The organism is Gemmobacter sp. 24YEA27, assembly GCF_030052995.1.
GTDB lineage: Bacteria > Pseudomonadota > Alphaproteobacteria > Rhodobacterales > Rhodobacteraceae > Pseudogemmobacter.
The window spans coordinates 153,774-169,626 of sequence record NZ_JASJPW010000004.1 but is presented as its reverse complement, the minus strand read 5'-3'; the positions used below and the strand labels follow the sequence as shown (position 1 = coordinate 169,626).

Below are 15,853 nucleotides of genomic sequence, written 5' to 3'. Positions count from 1 at the left end.
CTTCAGCGAGGGAAAGTCTGCAGATGCGGGATAACCTTCTGGCGCAGGGCCAGGTAATAGCCCGGATCGCGGAACAGATCGCTGACCTGGACGGTCATGGCGTCAATCACGTCATGCAAAAGCTCCGGCTCGCGCAGCACCCGCGCCTGCATCCCCGAAATGCTGTCGCAGCCGAGACGGGTCCGCGCCACCTCCACCCGCCGCACAAGCGATGAACGGGCGTAAGCGCTGAAATCATAGTGATAGCGCCGCCGGAGCGCCTCGAGAAACAGATCCGTTTCAATATCGTTGATCTTATCGCTGACGGAAACCGGGGTCGTCATTTCGGCATCCAGACCCTTATCAGCGACAGAAGTTTGTCAACATCCAGCGGTTTGGCGAGATAGTCATTCGCCCCGGCGGCGAGGCATTTTGCCTGATCATCGGCCATGGCTTTCGCCGTCAGCATGATGATCGGCAGGGCCCGCCATTTCGAAATGCGCCGGATCTCTTTGGTCGCGGTCAGCCCGTCCATCTCGGGCATCATCACATCCATCAGCACCAGATCGACCGGAGGCTCGGCGCCATCCGTCACCCGGCCCAGCATATCCAGCGCCTCGCGGCCATTGCGGGCGATGCGGATATCGACGCCATGCGGCTCCAGCACCCCGGTCAGGGCGTAGATATTGCGGACATCATCCTCGACCACGAGGATGCGGCGCCCGTCCAGTTCCGAATCGCGGTTCAGCGAGGCTGCCAGCATTTCGCGCTGACGCTGCGGCAGATCCGAGACCACCTGATGCAGGAACAGCGTCACCTCATCGATCAGCCTCTCGGGCGATTTTGCGCCTTTGACGATGATCGATTGCGAATGGCGGCGCAGGCGCTGCTCCTCGGCTTCGGAAAGCGCGCGTGCCGTATAGACGATCACCGGCGGGAAAGAGGCGGTCTCGTCCTGGCTGAGCTGTTCGAGAAGATCGAACCCCGTCCCGTCGGGCAGGTTCATATCCAGCACGATACAGTCGAAGGTCTTGTTGCGGCAGGCGGTCAGCGCGGCAGCTGTTGTCGCGGCACCGGTGACCTCGACCGCGTCCGAGCCGAGAAGCGCCTTGATCCCCGACAGCTGCGCCGGATCATCCTCGACCACCAGCAGGCGGCGGATCCGGCTGTTGGCCTGGAATTCGATACTGTCGAGCGCCTCGATCAGGGATTCGCGCGCCACCGGCTTCATCAGGTAATTCACCGCGCCCTTCGCCATGGCATCACGGGTGTGATCTGCGGCTGAGACGACATGGACCGGAATATGCCGGGTGGCGGGCGCGCGCTTCAGGCGGTCCAGCACAGTCAGGCCGGAATGATCGGGCAGGCCCATATCGAGGATCACACCCACGGGCAGATAGGTCTGCGCGGCCCGCACCGCATCATCGGCGCTGCTGACCACAATCGCGCGGAAGCCGCGCTCATGCGCAAGATCAAGCAGGATGCGGGCAAAGGCCGGGTCGTCCTCGACGATCAGCAGGCTGCGGTCATCCTCGCCCAGCTCGCCGCGATCGTCACTCAGGTCGATGATCTGGCCCGGGCCGCGCAGTGGCATGGGCTGCGTTTCCGCGGCGCGCGGCGGGGCGGCGGGCTTCAGTCCGGGCCGAAGCTCTGCCGGCGGCAGTTCATCGATCTCTTTCAGGGTTTTCGGCAGCGAGAGCGAGAAGACACTTCCCTTGCCGGGCGCGCTTTCCAGCGTGATCTGCCCTTCCAGCAGATCGGCGAGATCGCGCGAGATCGCAAGGCCAAGACCGGTGCCCCCAAAGCGGCGCGAGATCGAGCCATCCGCCTGGCGGAACGCTTCGAACACGGCTTTGTGCTGTTCGGGATCAATGCCGATACCGGTATCCTTCACCCGGAAGCGCACGCCCTCGCCCTCGCGCGTCAGCGACAGCGTGACCGCGCCGTGATCGGTGAATTTCAGCGCATTGCCAACGAAATTGCGCAGGATCTGCTCGACCCGCGAGGGGTCGGTGATGATGCCCGGAATATCCCCGGCAATCTCGGTCTCAAACTTCAGGCCTTTTTCCGACGCCGCGAAGGTGAAGGCGCGCGCGATGCGCTGCACAATCTCGCGCGGATCGCTGGGTTCGGGCGAGATCGCCACCTTTCCGGCCTCGATCCGGGCCAGATCCAGGATGTCATTAATCAGCCGCAGCAGATCTTTGCCCGAGCTTTCCACCGTTTCGGCCCAGCGGACCTGTTCGCCCGTCAGATTGCCACCACGGTTTTCGCTGAGCAGCCGCGCCATGATCAGAAGCGCATTCAGCGGCGTGCGCAGCTCATGCGACATATTGGCGACGAATTCGGATTTGTAGCGGCTTTCGCGGGCCAGTTCCTCGGCCTGTTCGGCCAGCTTGCGCCCGGTCGCCGCCAGGGTGTCGCGCTGCTCTTCCATCTCGGCAGTCTGTTGCTCAAGCTGGGCGTTCTGTTCTTCCAGCGCCGCCTGCTGATCCCGCAGCAGCCCTTCGCTGCGCTTGAGCGCCTCGGTCTGTTCCTCAAGTTCGGCATTGGTGTCGGCCAGCCGCTCGGAATGGCTGCGCAATTCCTCAGATTGCTGGCGGGTCTCATCCAGCAGCTGCTGCACCTCCTCGCGGTACAAAGCCGAGCGCAACTCGACCCCGGCCTTGTCGCCGAGGCTTTCGATCAATTCCCGCTCCGCGTCGGTCGGCTCGCGGTCTAGGCCGATCTCGATCACCCCATTGACCACGCCATTCTCGCGGGTGGGCACGATCACCGAACAGGCGGACCGGCCCCGCATCAGCCCCGACCCCCAGTCAAGCGCCGCCTCGCCCGGCGCCTTAAGCACCACGGTTTCATTACCCTGCAATGCCCGGCGCAGATGGCCGGCCTGGCGACCGGGCTGGCCTTCATGCAGCGCCTCGGCCGTGTTGGCGGTTCCCCAGGAGGCGACCGGGATCAGGCTGTCCTGCTGCTTTTCCCACAGGACCGCCGCCCGCGCCCCAAGCGCCCCGGCAACCAGCCGCAGCGTGTTCTCGCCGATCTGCACCCGGCTCAGATCGCCCTCGAGAGCTTTCGCCAGCGCCATCTCGATGCTCTTGCGCCAGTCCTCGGCCGCGATGCGCAGGCGGTTTCGCACCATGAAAGTCCCGGCCACGGCCAGGAATATCAGCGATGCCGAGGCAAGACTGCGGTTCGAAAGCGCGATTGCGACGTTGTTTTCGCGCTCATCCAGAACATAGCCGAGGATCAGCATCACTATGCCGACCACCGCGATCGCTGAGGGCAGCCAGAGGTACCGCAGCGAGAAACTGATCGCGAGCGCCAGAAGATAGCCCAGCCAGACCGCATGGCCCAGCGGGATATTGAGATCGGCAATGAAGCTGATCAGCATAATCGCCACGATGACGACAAGGCCCGAAACATCGAGATAGTCTTTGCTGTCAGTCTTCATCCTGGTCTCCCCCAGCAACCTGATCCGGCAGCGCCATAGTTACATGACTATTCCTTAGCGGGTTCATAATAACAGACGATCACGCTATGGGAGTAAGCCGAAATGCCTTGAAAAGCCAGCCCGGGACGCAAGGATACTGATGGCCTGTTGGATTTGGCGGCTGCGCATTGCGTTCGCCATGAAAGCGCAGGGGGCCTCATCATGTGCTTGTTCCGCGACGGCAATGAGCGCTGAATGCTGTTCCTCGTCAGGATGATATGGGCAGCATCCCTGAGAGGGAAGGCCCGGTTCGGAGGTGACGTGACCCGGGCGGGAGGACGCAAAAGACGGTCTAGCCGGAGGCCTGGCCTGAACCGGCAGTCGGGGTCTCAACTCTTGCGGTTTCCGGCCCGGACAGGACTGCCCGGGCCGCAAGGTATGCCGCGCTCAGAGCAGGGCTTTGCTTTTGGTCTCGGGGGCCCAAAGGATGGACATCACCAGCCCCAGAAGCGGAAGGCCCGCCATGATCAGCAGCGCTGCCGATGCGCCGAGGGTCTCAAGCGCATAGGGCAGGAGATAGACCGCCGCTGCCGCCGAGATCCGCGAGAAAGCCGCCGAGAACCCAACCCCGGTCGAGCGCAGATGCGTGTCGAAAATCTCGGCGGGATAGACATACTGGATGTTATTGGCCGCAGGTGCGACAAACATATAGGCCGCGAAAAGGCCGACAATCACCCAGATCGGCGCCTGCGGGAACAGACCGATCGCCAGCAGCGTCACGAACATTACCGCGAAGGTGAAAATGACAAAATGGCGGCGGCTGAGCCAGGCGATCAGGAAAAGGCCGAAAACCGCCCCAGAATCTGCACAAGGTTCAGCCAGATATCGACCGTGGTCTGATCCTCGATCCCGAGCGAGTCGAATACCGGCCCGATAAAAGTGAAGATCGCGAAGAACGGCCCACCTGGCAGAACCAGAACAGGCCGGAATAGAGATGCTGACGGACATTCGGCCCTTTCAGCAATTCACGCGCCGAGGGCTGGTTGAGCTTCAGCTCCACATCAGGGATTGCAAAGCCCTTGCCGAAATGGCGTTCGACCACAGCCTGCGCCTCGGCGTCGCGGCCGCGCGCCTTCAGCCACATCGGCGTTTCCGGCAGGCCTATGCGCAGCAAAAACACCAGCAGCGCCGGAATCGCGCTGGTTGCCAGCAAGAGCCGCCAGTTGTCGCCGGAATAGATCAGGTTGCCATAGACAAAGGCGATGGTGAACCCGACCTGCCAGCCCACGGCAAAGCTGCCCAGCAACACGCCCCGCCCTTTGCGGCGCGAGAATTCGGCAAGAACCGAGGTGCCGACCGCATATTCCACCCCGACCGCCAGACCAAGCGCAAGGCGCAAGAGCACCAGCTGCCAGACCTCCTGCACGAAAAGCTGCAAGACCGAGAGCAGAACGAAAGCCAGCAGATTCCAGGAGAATACCGGCCTGCGGCCAAAGCGGTCGGCCAGGTTGCCAAAGAAGAGCCCGCCGATAAAGACGCCGATCAGGGCACTTGCCGCGATCAGCCCTGACCCAGGGCGGAAAGCTCCATCTCCTGTTTCGCAAGAGCCAGGGCCGGTCCGACAATCCCCAGCACATAGCCGTCAAGCGCGGCGCCTCCAAGAACCGCCGCCGCCGCAAGAATATGGACGGGCCGCATGGGCGCCTCATCCAGCCGTATCAGGCCAGGCCCGCCCGTTTCAGTTTGAGAAGCCATGTTCCCCCCAGAGAATTGATTGCCTTGCTGCCTCTCCGTGGACTGTCTGCCGCCTGTGTCCGTGACGGAGCGTCGGGTACATGGGCCGGTGTCCTGCCTCAGCCAGGCCACAGGTATGGGTTCTTCCTTTTTTGGGCATCACAGAGGGACTGACCGATCAAAATGCGACCACCTGCAACAGCGGACGCCATTTTCGGCGCTTGTTCTGCAGCCGCTCGGGTCAGTGCATATCTGCCTGGCCCAAAAGGCGCGTGCAGGGCTTGCGGATCAGCGATTGGGGGCTTCCGGCCGTCACATCGCGATCAGGTGCCCGCTATGCCGCTGCCTTCCATTTCGTCGGGCTGAGGTAAAGCACGCTGCCATCGACGCTGACCATCACGTCGCCATCCTGGATATTGACCTGCAGCTTCATCGAGCGATTTGCCTCCTTCGCCAGCCCGGCCGTGTCTTCCTGTGTCAGGTTGATCACCTGGAGATTGTCGAAGCGCGCGGAGCTGCCCTTGATTTTATCCCACCAGATCTCGGCCTGCCTGCCGCCATAGGCGTAGACGGTGACCTTTTTGGACTTGCTGCAGGACTGGCGAATGACCTTCTCGCTGGGCAGGCCCAGTGCGACCCATAGTTCAAGATCGCCGCTCAGGCTTTTCTGCAGATGTCCGGTTCGTCATCCGTTGAGAGGCCCCTGGTCATCTCCAGCTCGGCTTCGGCATTGAGAGCGAAGGCAAGAAGTCGCACCATCAGCCGCTCATCCGTCTCGGAAGGGTGTTTGGCAACGGTCAGCTTGTGGGTTTCGTAATAGTGGCGATCCATATCGGCCACGGACAGCTCGACTTTGTAGATGGTGGCATTCTGCGCCATGACCGGACCCCGGATATGTAAGATGAGGGTGCATAGTGCCTTTGGAGCCGCTGGGTAAGCGCGAAAACCTTCGGGGCAACGCCCCGCCGCGTATTTCTGGTTCCGGTTGCCTGGAATTGCGTTGATCAGGGACCGAGTGCCCGCCCTGTGACCGGTCTGACCCTGGCGCAGGCCGCTGTGCCGCAGTCAGGCACAGAAATGGGCTTATCTTCAGACTATGGGAATACGCCCGGCCGCCAAAGCACTTCCGGGTCGAAACCTGTGCGACCCGGTTCCGGCCGGGAACATCCTACAGAAAGACCCGCTGCTGATCCTCCGCCCCGAGCAGCCTCCAGGAACCGCCGCCAGATCATCCGGCAGGCGCAGCTGCCCCAGGCTCTCACGATGCAGCGCCTCGACATGATTGCCGCAGGCGCGAACATGCGTCGCACCTGATGGTATCGCCCCTCCGTGATCGTCAGCAGGGCTTCGGTCGGCGACAGGATTTCCAGAACCGCGGGATCAAGCGGTTTTGTCTCACCTTTCAGCATCAGGTCACCTGAGGCAAACAGCGCTGCCTCGTCGCCGTTCAGCGGGCGGGCGAGGGTGGCGCGATAGGTCTTGCTGACCTTGCGTCGCGGGCTGATGATCCGGTGCAGAAGATCGCCATCGTCGGTCAGGAGCAGGAGACCAGAGGTCTCTTTGTCAAGCCGGCCGACCGTCGAGAGGACCGGATCACGCTGCCGCCAGCGCTGCGGCAGCAGGCCGTAGACCAGGGGTCCCGCTTCGCTGTGCGAACAGGTCACGCCGGCGGGCTTGTTCATAAGGATCACCATCCCTGCCACGGGATCAAGCGGCGCGTCATCGACACTCAGGCGTGCCGGCAGATCCGCGTCAACCGTGATACGGCTTGTGACATCGACGGGTTTTGCCCCATCCAGTGTGATCCGCCCGGCGCGCGCCAGCCGGCCGATCTCGCTGCGCGATCCATAGCCCATAGAGGAGAGCAATTTGTCGATCCGGGCGGTTACGGCTTTCGGCATCGTGTCGGTCTCCGTTCTGGTCGGATGGCGGGGGGCTGCGGGCTCTTACGCCGGAACATTCCCCCATGACTTCAGGCTGACGCCATTTTGTGCAAGGCCGCGTCGATCCGGCTGAACACATAGTTGCCGCAGGCCATCTCACGATCATGCTGCGGCATCCAGTATTTTACCCGACAGGGGATGCCAAGTGGCGCGAACGTTGCGACGGGAAGCGTGAGCTGCCTCAAGGCGTTTGCGGGAATGCATCGCCTCACGTGATCCGGACCGTCAGACAGCCGAAGTCCAGACCGGCATCGGGTCGCAGGGTCTCTCGAACCATGGGTGATCACCTGCTCCGGATGTACCGCTTCTATGGCCTCGGCACTGCCGGGATCCAGCGCCTGTCCTGGATGTAAGGGGGAAAGGTGCAACTCGGGCCAACAGCCGTTTTCGCAACAATGCCCCGAATGCGTGAAATACATTCCTGGCCGGACCTGGCCTTTCACTCTGCGTAAGCCCACGATCCCGCATGGATAGTGATCACGATGCCGACAGACTGGCCGGTCGTGACATTGCCCCGAGACGCCTGAGAGGGCACAAGGCAGGGTCACCCTTTCGCAGGCAAAACCGGCAGATGAGAGACTAAGATTATGCATAACCTCTGGGCCTTCGCGGTCGATACACCCTGGGTCGAAACCTATTCTGGCTCAGTGCGCTGATCCTTGCCGCACTCCTGGTGAACATCGTTACCAAGGCGGTGCTGGTGAAACTCCTTCACCGCCTGATCGAAGGGGTCCAGTATATCCAGGGACCCGAGGTTGTACGGTCCGGGGTGATTGCAAGGATCGCCAATGCCGCGCCTGCCCTGGTGATTTCTGCCGGCATCATGCAGGTACCGGGTTTGCCCTTTGCCATCGCCACAATCGTCCGAAACGTCGCGAACGCATTCAACATCCTGGTTTTTGCGATGGCCATCTCGGCGGCGCTCGGGCTGTTCCACACCATCTGGAACCGGCGTTCTGCGGGCAATGGCAGATCCATCAAGGGCTATGTTCAGGTTGCGACAATTCTCGTCTATGGCATTGCGGCGATCCTGATGGTTGCGGCGGTCATCGACCGCTCGCCCCTGATCCTTCTCTCCGGACTTGGGGCGCTGACCGCCGTTCTCATCCTCGTCTTTCAGGATACGCTGCTGTCGCTGGTCGCATCGGTTCAGATCAGCTCCACCGACATGGTCAAGGTTGGTGACTGGGTGGAAATGCCGGCCCAGAATGCCGATGGCGATGTGATCGAGATCGCGCTCCATACGGTAAAGGTCCAGAACTGGGATAAGACGATCACGACGGTTCCGATCCGGAATCTCGTAACCCAGCCCTTTAAGAACTGGCGCGGAATGCAGGAGACCGGCGGGCGCAGGATCAAGCGCTCACTTAACATTGACCAGAATACCATCCGCTATCTTTCGGATGACGAGTTGCTTCGACTGCAGCAGATGAAGCCCATCAGAAGCTATATCGAGCGCAAGACCCGTGAACTGTCGGACTGGAACGCGGTCCTTGAGCCCGATGAGGTCAGCTCGAACCGCCGCCGCCTGACCAATATCGGCACCTTCCGCGCCTATGTGGAGAGTTATCTCAAGGCGCATTCGCAGCTTCGTCAGGACATGACGATGATCGTGCGTCAGCTTCCCCCGAGGCTGACGGGCTGCCGATCGAGATCTATTGCTTTACGAACACCATCGCCTGGGTGGCCTATGAGGGCATACAGTCGGATATTTTCGACCACCTTTACGGCGTCCTGCCAGAGTTCGGTCTCTCTGTGTTTCAGTCACCTTCGGGGAGTGATTTCAGAAGATTGCCAGGTCGTGACGGTGCCTGAACGCGCACCCGCTGCGTACCAGGCCTGTGTGTTTTCCGCCTGGATCTCTGCGCCGCCGCCGGGGCAGCAGCATTTCCCGTGCCGGGCGGGCGAATGGCCGGGTGAGGCCGGGCCCCTGCAAGCCATCGGGGGGGGGGGGTCAACTGCCTGTCGCAACCTCGCAAAAATGCACCGTGCCGCGCGTCAGGGTCAGGCTGGCACCGCGCGGATGAGGATCGGTGACCAGATGGTTGATCTCCTCAAGACGACAGATCGAGACCCGGCTTTCCGCGCCGATCTTTCCGGAATCGCAGAGCAGAATATTCGACTGGGCGCGACGCATCATCGCCCGGGCGACCTCGGCCTCATGCAATTCGTAATCAGTGACGCCGCGGTCGGCATGCAGACCCACCGGCGAGATGACAGCGAAATCGGCGAGGAAGCGGTCGATCTGCGACAAGGTCATCTCGCCATAGGTCGCTGGCACATCGCGATGCGGCCGCCCCCAAGCAGAAGGATGTCGCATTCACGCCCCGCAGACATGATGCGGGCGATCTCAAAGGAATTGGTGATCACGCGGATATTGCCCCGCGCCGCCAGTTCGCGCGCGAAAGCGATGGTGGTGGTGCCGGTGTCAATGAAAAGCGTCGATCCCTCGGGGACCAGGGTCAGGGCCTTGCGCCCGATGGCGGTTTTCTGGGCCACATTCTCGGCGCGGCGCATTTCATAGGCCGGCTCGGGTTCGATCCCGGATCGCGCGAGGGTCGCGCCGCCATGGACGCGGTTCAGAAGCCCGCTCTCCTCCATTTCCAGAAGATCGCGCCGGATCGTCTCGCGCGAGACATCGAATTGTGTGGCAAGCTCGCCGGTTGAAACCTTCTGCCGGGCGGTCAGCTGACCGAGGATCTGCGCCTGCCGCTCATGCGACCACATGTGTCACCTCATTCTTCACCGGCTTTAAAGCCAAAGAAATTCCACAAAAACCCAAAACCATGTGGCAATCCACCCTCAAATACGGCGGTTTCGGCCAGTTCAGCAGTCAATCCGCCGCTTAGCTGCCCGCGATTTGCCCTATGCCGCAATTGAATCCACAATTTTTTGCATCTGACAAACTAATTTTGTTGCGCGTTTGTGCGAATCGCTACTAGTTTGACGAAGAAATGCCTCGCAGGTGCAACAAATGCCACGAGATTCCAAATCGGACCCCGGTGATGAACTGCGTTTCCTGACGCAGGCGGCTGAGGCTGCGAAAGAGATTACCCTGTCCTGGTTCCGCCGCCCGATTGAGGTAGAGGACAAGGAGGACAAATCGCCGGTCACCATCGCTGACCGCGCGACCGAGGCCATGCTGCGCCGCATGATCGCGGAGAAATTCCCCGAAGACGGGATATTCGGTGAGGAAGAAGCACCGAGCAATCTCGACAGCCGCCGCATCTGGGTGGTCGATCCGATTGACGGCACCAAAAGTTTCGTGACCGGGCATCCGCTTTATGGCGGCCTGATCGCACTTCTGGAAGACGGCGTGCCGGTGCTGGGGCAGATCGACATGCCCGCGCTTGGCGAGCGCTGGCAGGGGAGCACGGGCGGGCCGAGCACATTTAATGGTGCACCCTGCCAGACCCGCAGCTGCAAGGCACTTGTCGATGCCTGGATCTATACGACCAATCCATTCGCCTTTCCTGGCCGCTCGAAAGCAGCCTTTGACGCGGTCAGCTCCAGGGGCCGGCTGACCCGATATGGCGGCGATTGCTACAATTACGGGCTGCTGGCTTCGGGGCATTGCGATCTCGTCATCGAAACCGGGCTGCAGCCTTTCGATTACCTGCCGCTTGTCGCGGTGGTCGAAGGCGCAGGGGGCGTGATCACCGACTGGGATGGCCGCCCGCTCACGCTGCAATCTGCCGGTGATGTCGTCGCCTCGGCCACGCCGGAGTTGCATGCCGAAGTGTTGCACCATCTGTCGGGCCAGGCGCCGGAGCACCCTGGCTGATACAGAAATACCCCGCACGCATGGGGCCAAATCATCATGCGGCGACAAATAACCAAAGCCCGGAAAAGCCAGAAATCGGTACCGGGCATCCAACATGGAGAGAGAAATGATCAGCAGACGGAAGTTTATGAACTATTCAGCGGGATTTGGCGCGCTTGCCGCCATGCCGCAGATCAATACGAATTTCCTGTTTGGCCCGGCCATGGCCCAGACGACGAAACCCATCACCTTCCTCTCGGCCGAAAACATCACCGGCAACTGGGATCCGACCGCGCATACCACGCTGTCGCAGACCAATATCGAAGGCTTCGTGATGGGCTATCTGACCCGCGCGCCGATGACGCCGGAAAAGCCCGATGAAGTGGTTTATGAACTCGCGACCGAGATCAGGGAAATCGACGCCCATACGCTGGAGATCAAACTCCGCGAAGGCGTGACCTTCCATGACGGCAAGCCCTTCACCGCGAAAGACGTGAAGGCGACGCTGGAATATGGTTCGGGGCTGGACCGTCCGAAGCAGGTCTATCCGGGTGCGACCGACACGTTCGAAGTCACCACGCCGGATGATTTCACCGTCGTCATCGACACTTCGAAAGGCGGCTACGGCGCGTCTTTGTTCATCTTCCTCGCGTCTTACCTGCCGATCCTCGCGGCGGATGACGTGGCGGGTGGCCCCTCGGGTCCGCTCTCGCAGCGTCTGAACGGCACCGGCCCGTTCAAATTCGTCGAACAGCGCGGCAATGACACCGTGATGGAGGCCTTCCCGGGCTATTTCAAAGGCGCGCCGACCGTGCCGGGCGTCAATTTCTCGTTTGTCGGTGACGGCACCACGCGGATGCTGTCGCTGATGTCCGGCCAGGCCGATATTATCGAACGGCTGGAGCCCGAACAGGCCGAAACGCTGGAGGCTGAGGACGGTATCGTCATCAAGCGCCAGGTCTCGGTCGAGAACAAATATCTCTGGTTCCGTTGCTCGAAAGCGCCCTTCGACAATCCGCTGGTGCGCAAAGCCGCCTGCCACGCCATCGACCGTGAGCTGATCCTGGAAGTGATGGGCTCGGCCGGTCACGCCTCGGCGAACTTTGTCTCGCCGATCAAATTCGGCTATATCGACCTTGAAAACTACCCGGAATACAACCCCGAGGAATGCCAGCGCCTGCTGGCCGAGGCCGGCTATCCGAATGGTGAGGGCCTGCCGGAGCTGGAATATATCACCTCGACCGGCTTCTACCCGAAAACCAAGGAATATGGCGAGGTCATCACCGCGCTGATGCAGGAACAGGGCTTCAAGGTCACGCTTAACGTGATGGAAGTCGCGGCCTGGAACGAGCGTCTCTATGACCGTCCGGGCGGTGGTCCGGGCCATATGGTCGATTGCGGCTGGTCCACAGGTTCGCCAGAGCCGGATCTGGTTCTGCGCTCGCATTTCCATTCCTCGTCGAAACGGATCTGCGGCATCGAAGATGCCGAGATTGACGCGGCGCTGGATGAGGAACGCAATTCGCCTTCCCTCGAAGCGCGCAAGACCTCGCTTCAGACCAATCTGATGCCGATGCTGGCCGACAAGGTTCCGGCGCTGTCCCTGTTCACCTCGGTGCTGATGCACGGGATGCGCGAGAACCTCTCGGGGCTGATCATGTATCCCGACGGGCAGATTGACGCCTCCCAAGGCACCTTCGGCTGACAAAGCCTCTGGCAGAGGGCGCCCGCGCTCTCTGCCAGCCCTTCCAGCAACACTTTCTGCCAGAACGTCCGGGGTTTGAATGTTCATCCTTAGGTTCCTTGTGCGCCGCCTTTTGCAGGGCGTCGTGATTGTCTTTCTCGTATCGGCGCTGATCTTCACGCTTTTGCGCGTGGTGCCCGGCGATCCGGTGCGCCTGATGGCGGGCGGCATGGCCCCCGAGGCGCTGATCGAGGAGATCGCGACCGAGATGGGTCTGCGCGACCCGATCCCGGTGCAATTCACGCGCTATATCACCAAGGTGTTCCAGGGCGATTTCGGGCAGAGCTTCGTCCGTCCCGCCTCGGGTGCGGCGGTGGGGGGCGCGAGTTTCGACGACTCGACCCGGGGAGAACGGGCAAGGGTGCTGGACCTGATCGCCCAGACCGCGCCAATGACGATCCAGCTCGCGCTGCTTGCAATGGTCTTCGCGCTGGTCATCGCGCTGCCGATTGGCGTGGCAGGCGGGCTTTACCCGGGCAGATGGCCTGACCGGATGGCGCTTTACCTTTCATCGCTATTCGTCAGCCTGCCGAATTTCTGGCTCGGCATCGTTCTGGCGCTGGTGGTCTCGGTGAAATGGCAGCTGGTGCCCTCCATCGGCTATCACAACTTCGCCTATACGATCCTGCCGGCCTTCGTGCTGGCCATCGAGATCGCGCCCTTCCTGATCCGCACGCTGACGGTCTCGGTCGCGGGCGTGATGGCGCAGAACTTCATCGACATCGCCCGGGTCCGGGGGCTGTCGCGCAACCAGATCGTGTTCCGCCACGCGCTGAAAAACGCAGCTGTGCCGCTTTTGAACCTGCTCGGCGTGCAGTTTTCGATGCTTTTGGGCGGTGTTCTGGTGATCGAGTTCATCTTTGATTACCCCGGCCTTGGCCTTCTGACGATCAATGCGGTGATGCAGCGTGACTTCCCGCTGATCCAGGGCATCGCCATCATCACCGCTGCCGCCTTCGTCCTGATCAATATCGTGGTCGACCTTGCTGCGACCGCCATCGACCCGAGGCTGGATTACTGATGAGCGTCACAACACTTGACCCCGCCGCCCGCGTCGCCGCCGCCCAGACCGTATCCTCGCGGATCTGGCGCGAGGCCTTTGCCTCGATCGAGTTCCGCATCGGGCTGATCGTCTTCATCCTTCTGGTGCTGGCCGCAGCGCTTTACCCCGAACTCAGCGGGCTGGACCCGACGAAGCTGTCGGTCCGCGAGAAACTGATCCCGCCTTTGTTCCTTGGCGAGGGCTGGACATGGAAACACCCGCTCGGCACCGATCAGCTGGGGCGCGATATGCTGTCGCGCGCGCTGACGGGGCTGCGCTATTCGCTGCTGATCGGGGTTGCGACCACGGTGCTGATGCTGATCGTCGGCGCGCTGATCGGGCTCTTTGCCGGCTATTATGGTGGCCGGGTGGATATGGTGCTGATGCGGCTGACCGATGCGCAGCTCGCGATCCCGATGATCATTCTGGCAATCACCATTCTGGGTGTGTCGCGACCAACCATTCCCTCGATCATCCTTGTCCTCGGGCTGGCGGGCTGGCCGGTCTATGCGCGGGTGATGCGCTCGACAGTGATGGCAGAAGCGAAAAAGGAATATGTGCGCGGCGCCATGGTGCTGGGCGCGACGAACCTTCGGATCATGTTTCTTCTCATCCTGCCGCTTCTCCTGCCGCCGATGGCCTTTGTCGCGGTGCTGGATATCGCGCGGATGATGATCTTTGAATCCGTGCTGGGCTTTATCGGCCTTGGGGTGCAGCCGCCGACACCGACCTTTGGCAATATCATCTCGGACGGGCGTAAATACATCATGAACGCCTGGTGGATCGCCACCATGCCCGGCGTTTTCCTTGTGATCACGCTGACCAGTATCAACCTGATGGGCGCCGCATTGGAGCGTGCCCGCAACAAGATCTACGGGGGGGCATGAAGATGGAAGAGGCGATGAAATCTGCGCCGGTCCTTCAGGTCTCGAACCTGACCGTTGCCGCCGGAGCGCGCGAGATCCTCTCGGCGATCTCCTTTGACATCCACCCACGCGAGATCCTGTCGGTCATCGGCGAAAGCGGGTCGGGCAAGACCGTGCTGGCCCGCGCGATTGCAAGCTGGCTCTCGGACCCTTTGCGCATCACCGGCGGCGAGATCCGCTTTCGCGGCCAGGATCTGGTGCAAAACCCTGCCCTTGCGCGCAAACTCGCGGGCCGTGAGATTGCCTATGTCGGCGGCAACCCCGCCGGTGCACTGGACCCGACCATGACCGTGGGCGCGCAGCTGGTCGAGAAACTCCGCGCCGTGCGCCCGGATATTTCAGCCACCGAGGCGAAGAAAAAGGCGATCCAGCTGCTGAATGCGGTGCGGATTCCGTCTGCCCATAAGCGGTTTGAAGAATATCCCTTCCAGTATTCCGGCGGCATGATGCAGCGCGCGATGATCGTCGATGCGCTGATCTCGGACCCGGCCTTGCTGATCGCCGACAATATCACCCAGCCGCTCGACGTGACGGTGGCGGCGCAGATCCTGAAACTGATGCGCGACCTGAATGCGCAATTCTCGACGGCCGTGCTGTTCATCTGCTCGTCGCTGCCGGTGGCCTGCGATGCCTCTGACCGGGTTATGGTGCTCAATGCCGGACGCGTGGCCGAAATGCAGCCGCCCCGCGCCCTGATCGAAGACCCGAAAAGCGCCTACACCGCCAAACTGATCCAGGAACTGCCGAAGCTCTGGGATGAGACCACCCGCGCGCGCGCGAGGAACGGGATGTGCCAAAGCCGGTGCTCTCGATCCGCGATGTCGCGAAAGCCTATAAGATCCGGCGGCGGCGAGGCCGGGCTTTCTGTGGTTCAGGCCGTGCGGAATGTGTCTTTCGATGTCTTCCAGGGCGACAATTTCGGGGTCGTGGGCGAATCCGGTTGTGGCAAATCCTCGCTGATGCGGCTGTTGACCGGGCTGGAACGCCCCGATCACGGCCAGATCATCTTTGACGGCGAAGATGTCGGCACGGCCAGCGCCGCGACGCTGCGCGGGATGCGCAAGAAATTCCAGCTGGTGCTGCAGGACCCCTACGGATCGCTGCCGCCACAATGGCCGATCGGCAAGATCCTGGAAGAGCCGCTGAAAATCCACGGCATCGGGTCGGCTGCGGAACGGCGCGACCGGGCGCGGGCGGTGATGAACGAGGTCGGGCTGCCGACAGCTATTACAACCACCTGACCGGCGGGCTGTCGGCAGGCCAGCGCCAGCGTCTGAATGTGGCGCGTG

15 protein-coding genes and 2 pseudogenes are annotated in these 15,853 nt (G+C 61.7%); 6 read left to right on the top strand and 11 right to left on the bottom strand.

What is annotated here, in order from left to right; genetic code table 11:
- Positions 1 to 2: 2 nt before the first annotated feature.
- The 11 genes and pseudogenes from QNO18_RS22070 to QNO18_RS22020 form a co-directional block, all read right to left on the bottom strand.
- Positions 3 to 323, bottom strand: a complete 321-nt coding sequence (locus QNO18_RS22070) for a hypothetical protein (RefSeq protein ID WP_283179641.1) — start codon at positions 321 to 323, stop codon at positions 3 to 5.
- A complete protein-coding gene (locus tag QNO18_RS22065; RefSeq protein ID WP_283179640.1) occupies positions 320 to 3,433 on the bottom strand; it encodes a response regulator in 3,114 nt (1,037 codons plus the stop codon). The genes QNO18_RS22070 and QNO18_RS22065 overlap by 4 nt, the downstream gene beginning before the upstream one ends.
- Positions 3,434 to 3,859: 426 nt before the next feature.
- Positions 3,860 to 4,294 (bottom strand): MFS transporter, encoded by a 435-nt coding sequence (locus tag QNO18_RS22060; RefSeq protein ID WP_283179677.1) that lies wholly within the window; start codon positions 4,292 to 4,294, stop codon positions 3,860 to 3,862.
- A complete protein-coding gene (locus tag QNO18_RS22055; protein ID WP_283179676.1) occupies positions 4,287 to 4,943 on the bottom strand; it encodes an MFS transporter in 657 nt (218 codons plus the stop codon). Before QNO18_RS22055 ends, QNO18_RS22060 begins: the two co-directional genes overlap by 8 nt.
- Positions 4,944 to 4,972: 29 nt before the next feature.
- Positions 4,973 to 5,110, bottom strand: coding sequence for a hypothetical protein (locus tag QNO18_RS22050; RefSeq protein ID WP_283179639.1), 138 nt, complete (start codon positions 5,108 to 5,110; stop codon positions 4,973 to 4,975).
- A gap of 370 nt (positions 5,111 to 5,480) precedes the next feature.
- A pseudogene (locus tag QNO18_RS22045) lies at positions 5,481 to 6,025 on the bottom strand (YaeQ family protein).
- Between the two features lie 215 nt (positions 6,026 to 6,240).
- A complete protein-coding gene (locus tag QNO18_RS22040; protein WP_283179638.1) occupies positions 6,241 to 7,047 on the bottom strand; it encodes a pseudouridine synthase in 807 nt (268 codons plus the stop codon).
- Between the two features lie 676 nt (positions 7,048 to 7,723).
- Positions 7,724 to 8,332 (bottom strand): hypothetical protein, encoded by a 609-nt coding sequence (locus QNO18_RS22035; RefSeq protein WP_283179637.1) that lies wholly within the window; start codon positions 8,330 to 8,332, stop codon positions 7,724 to 7,726.
- A 120-nt stretch (positions 8,333 to 8,452) separates the two neighbouring features.
- Positions 8,453 to 8,671, bottom strand: coding sequence for a hypothetical protein (locus tag QNO18_RS22030; protein WP_283179636.1), 219 nt, complete (start codon positions 8,669 to 8,671; stop codon positions 8,453 to 8,455).
- A 372-nt stretch (positions 8,672 to 9,043) separates the two neighbouring features.
- Positions 9,044 to 9,370: a hypothetical protein gene (locus tag QNO18_RS22025; protein ID WP_283179635.1), complete on the bottom strand. Its 327-nt coding sequence runs from the start codon at positions 9,368 to 9,370 to the stop codon at positions 9,044 to 9,046.
- Positions 9,346 to 9,816 (bottom strand): DeoR/GlpR family DNA-binding transcription regulator, encoded by a 471-nt coding sequence (locus QNO18_RS22020; RefSeq protein WP_283179634.1) that lies wholly within the window; start codon positions 9,814 to 9,816, stop codon positions 9,346 to 9,348. The genes QNO18_RS22025 and QNO18_RS22020 overlap by 25 nt, the downstream gene beginning before the upstream one ends.
- A gap of 247 nt (positions 9,817 to 10,063) precedes the next feature.
- On the opposite strand from QNO18_RS22020, the gene hisN reads away from it, so the two are divergent.
- The 6 genes and pseudogenes from hisN to QNO18_RS25840 all read left to right on the top strand — a co-directional run.
- The gene (gene hisN / locus QNO18_RS22015) at positions 10,064 to 10,873 is read left to right on the top strand and encodes a histidinol-phosphatase (RefSeq protein ID WP_283179633.1); all 810 of its coding nucleotides are present in this window, start codon (positions 10,064 to 10,066) and stop codon (positions 10,871 to 10,873) included.
- Positions 10,874 to 10,979: 106 nt separating this feature from the next.
- Entirely contained in the window at positions 10,980 to 12,557 is a 1,578-nt protein-coding gene (locus QNO18_RS22010) for an ABC transporter substrate-binding protein (RefSeq protein ID WP_171909721.1), read from the top strand.
- A 79-nt stretch (positions 12,558 to 12,636) separates the two neighbouring features.
- Positions 12,637 to 13,617 (top strand): ABC transporter permease, encoded by a 981-nt coding sequence (locus tag QNO18_RS22005; RefSeq protein ID WP_283179632.1) that lies wholly within the window; start codon positions 12,637 to 12,639, stop codon positions 13,615 to 13,617.
- A complete protein-coding gene (locus QNO18_RS22000; protein WP_198835921.1) occupies positions 13,617 to 14,525 on the top strand; it encodes an ABC transporter permease in 909 nt (302 codons plus the stop codon). Before QNO18_RS22005 ends, QNO18_RS22000 begins: the two co-directional genes overlap by 1 nt.
- Before the next feature lie 14 nt (positions 14,526 to 14,539).
- Positions 14,540 to 15,805, top strand: coding sequence for an ATP-binding cassette domain-containing protein (locus QNO18_RS21995; RefSeq protein WP_283179631.1), 1,266 nt, complete (start codon positions 14,540 to 14,542; stop codon positions 15,803 to 15,805).
- Positions 15,802 to 15,846: pseudogene (locus QNO18_RS25840) on the top strand (hypothetical protein); the annotation flags it as partial. The gene QNO18_RS21995 and the pseudogene QNO18_RS25840, both read left to right, overlap by 4 nt.
- Positions 15,847 to 15,853: the final 7 nt, after the last annotated feature.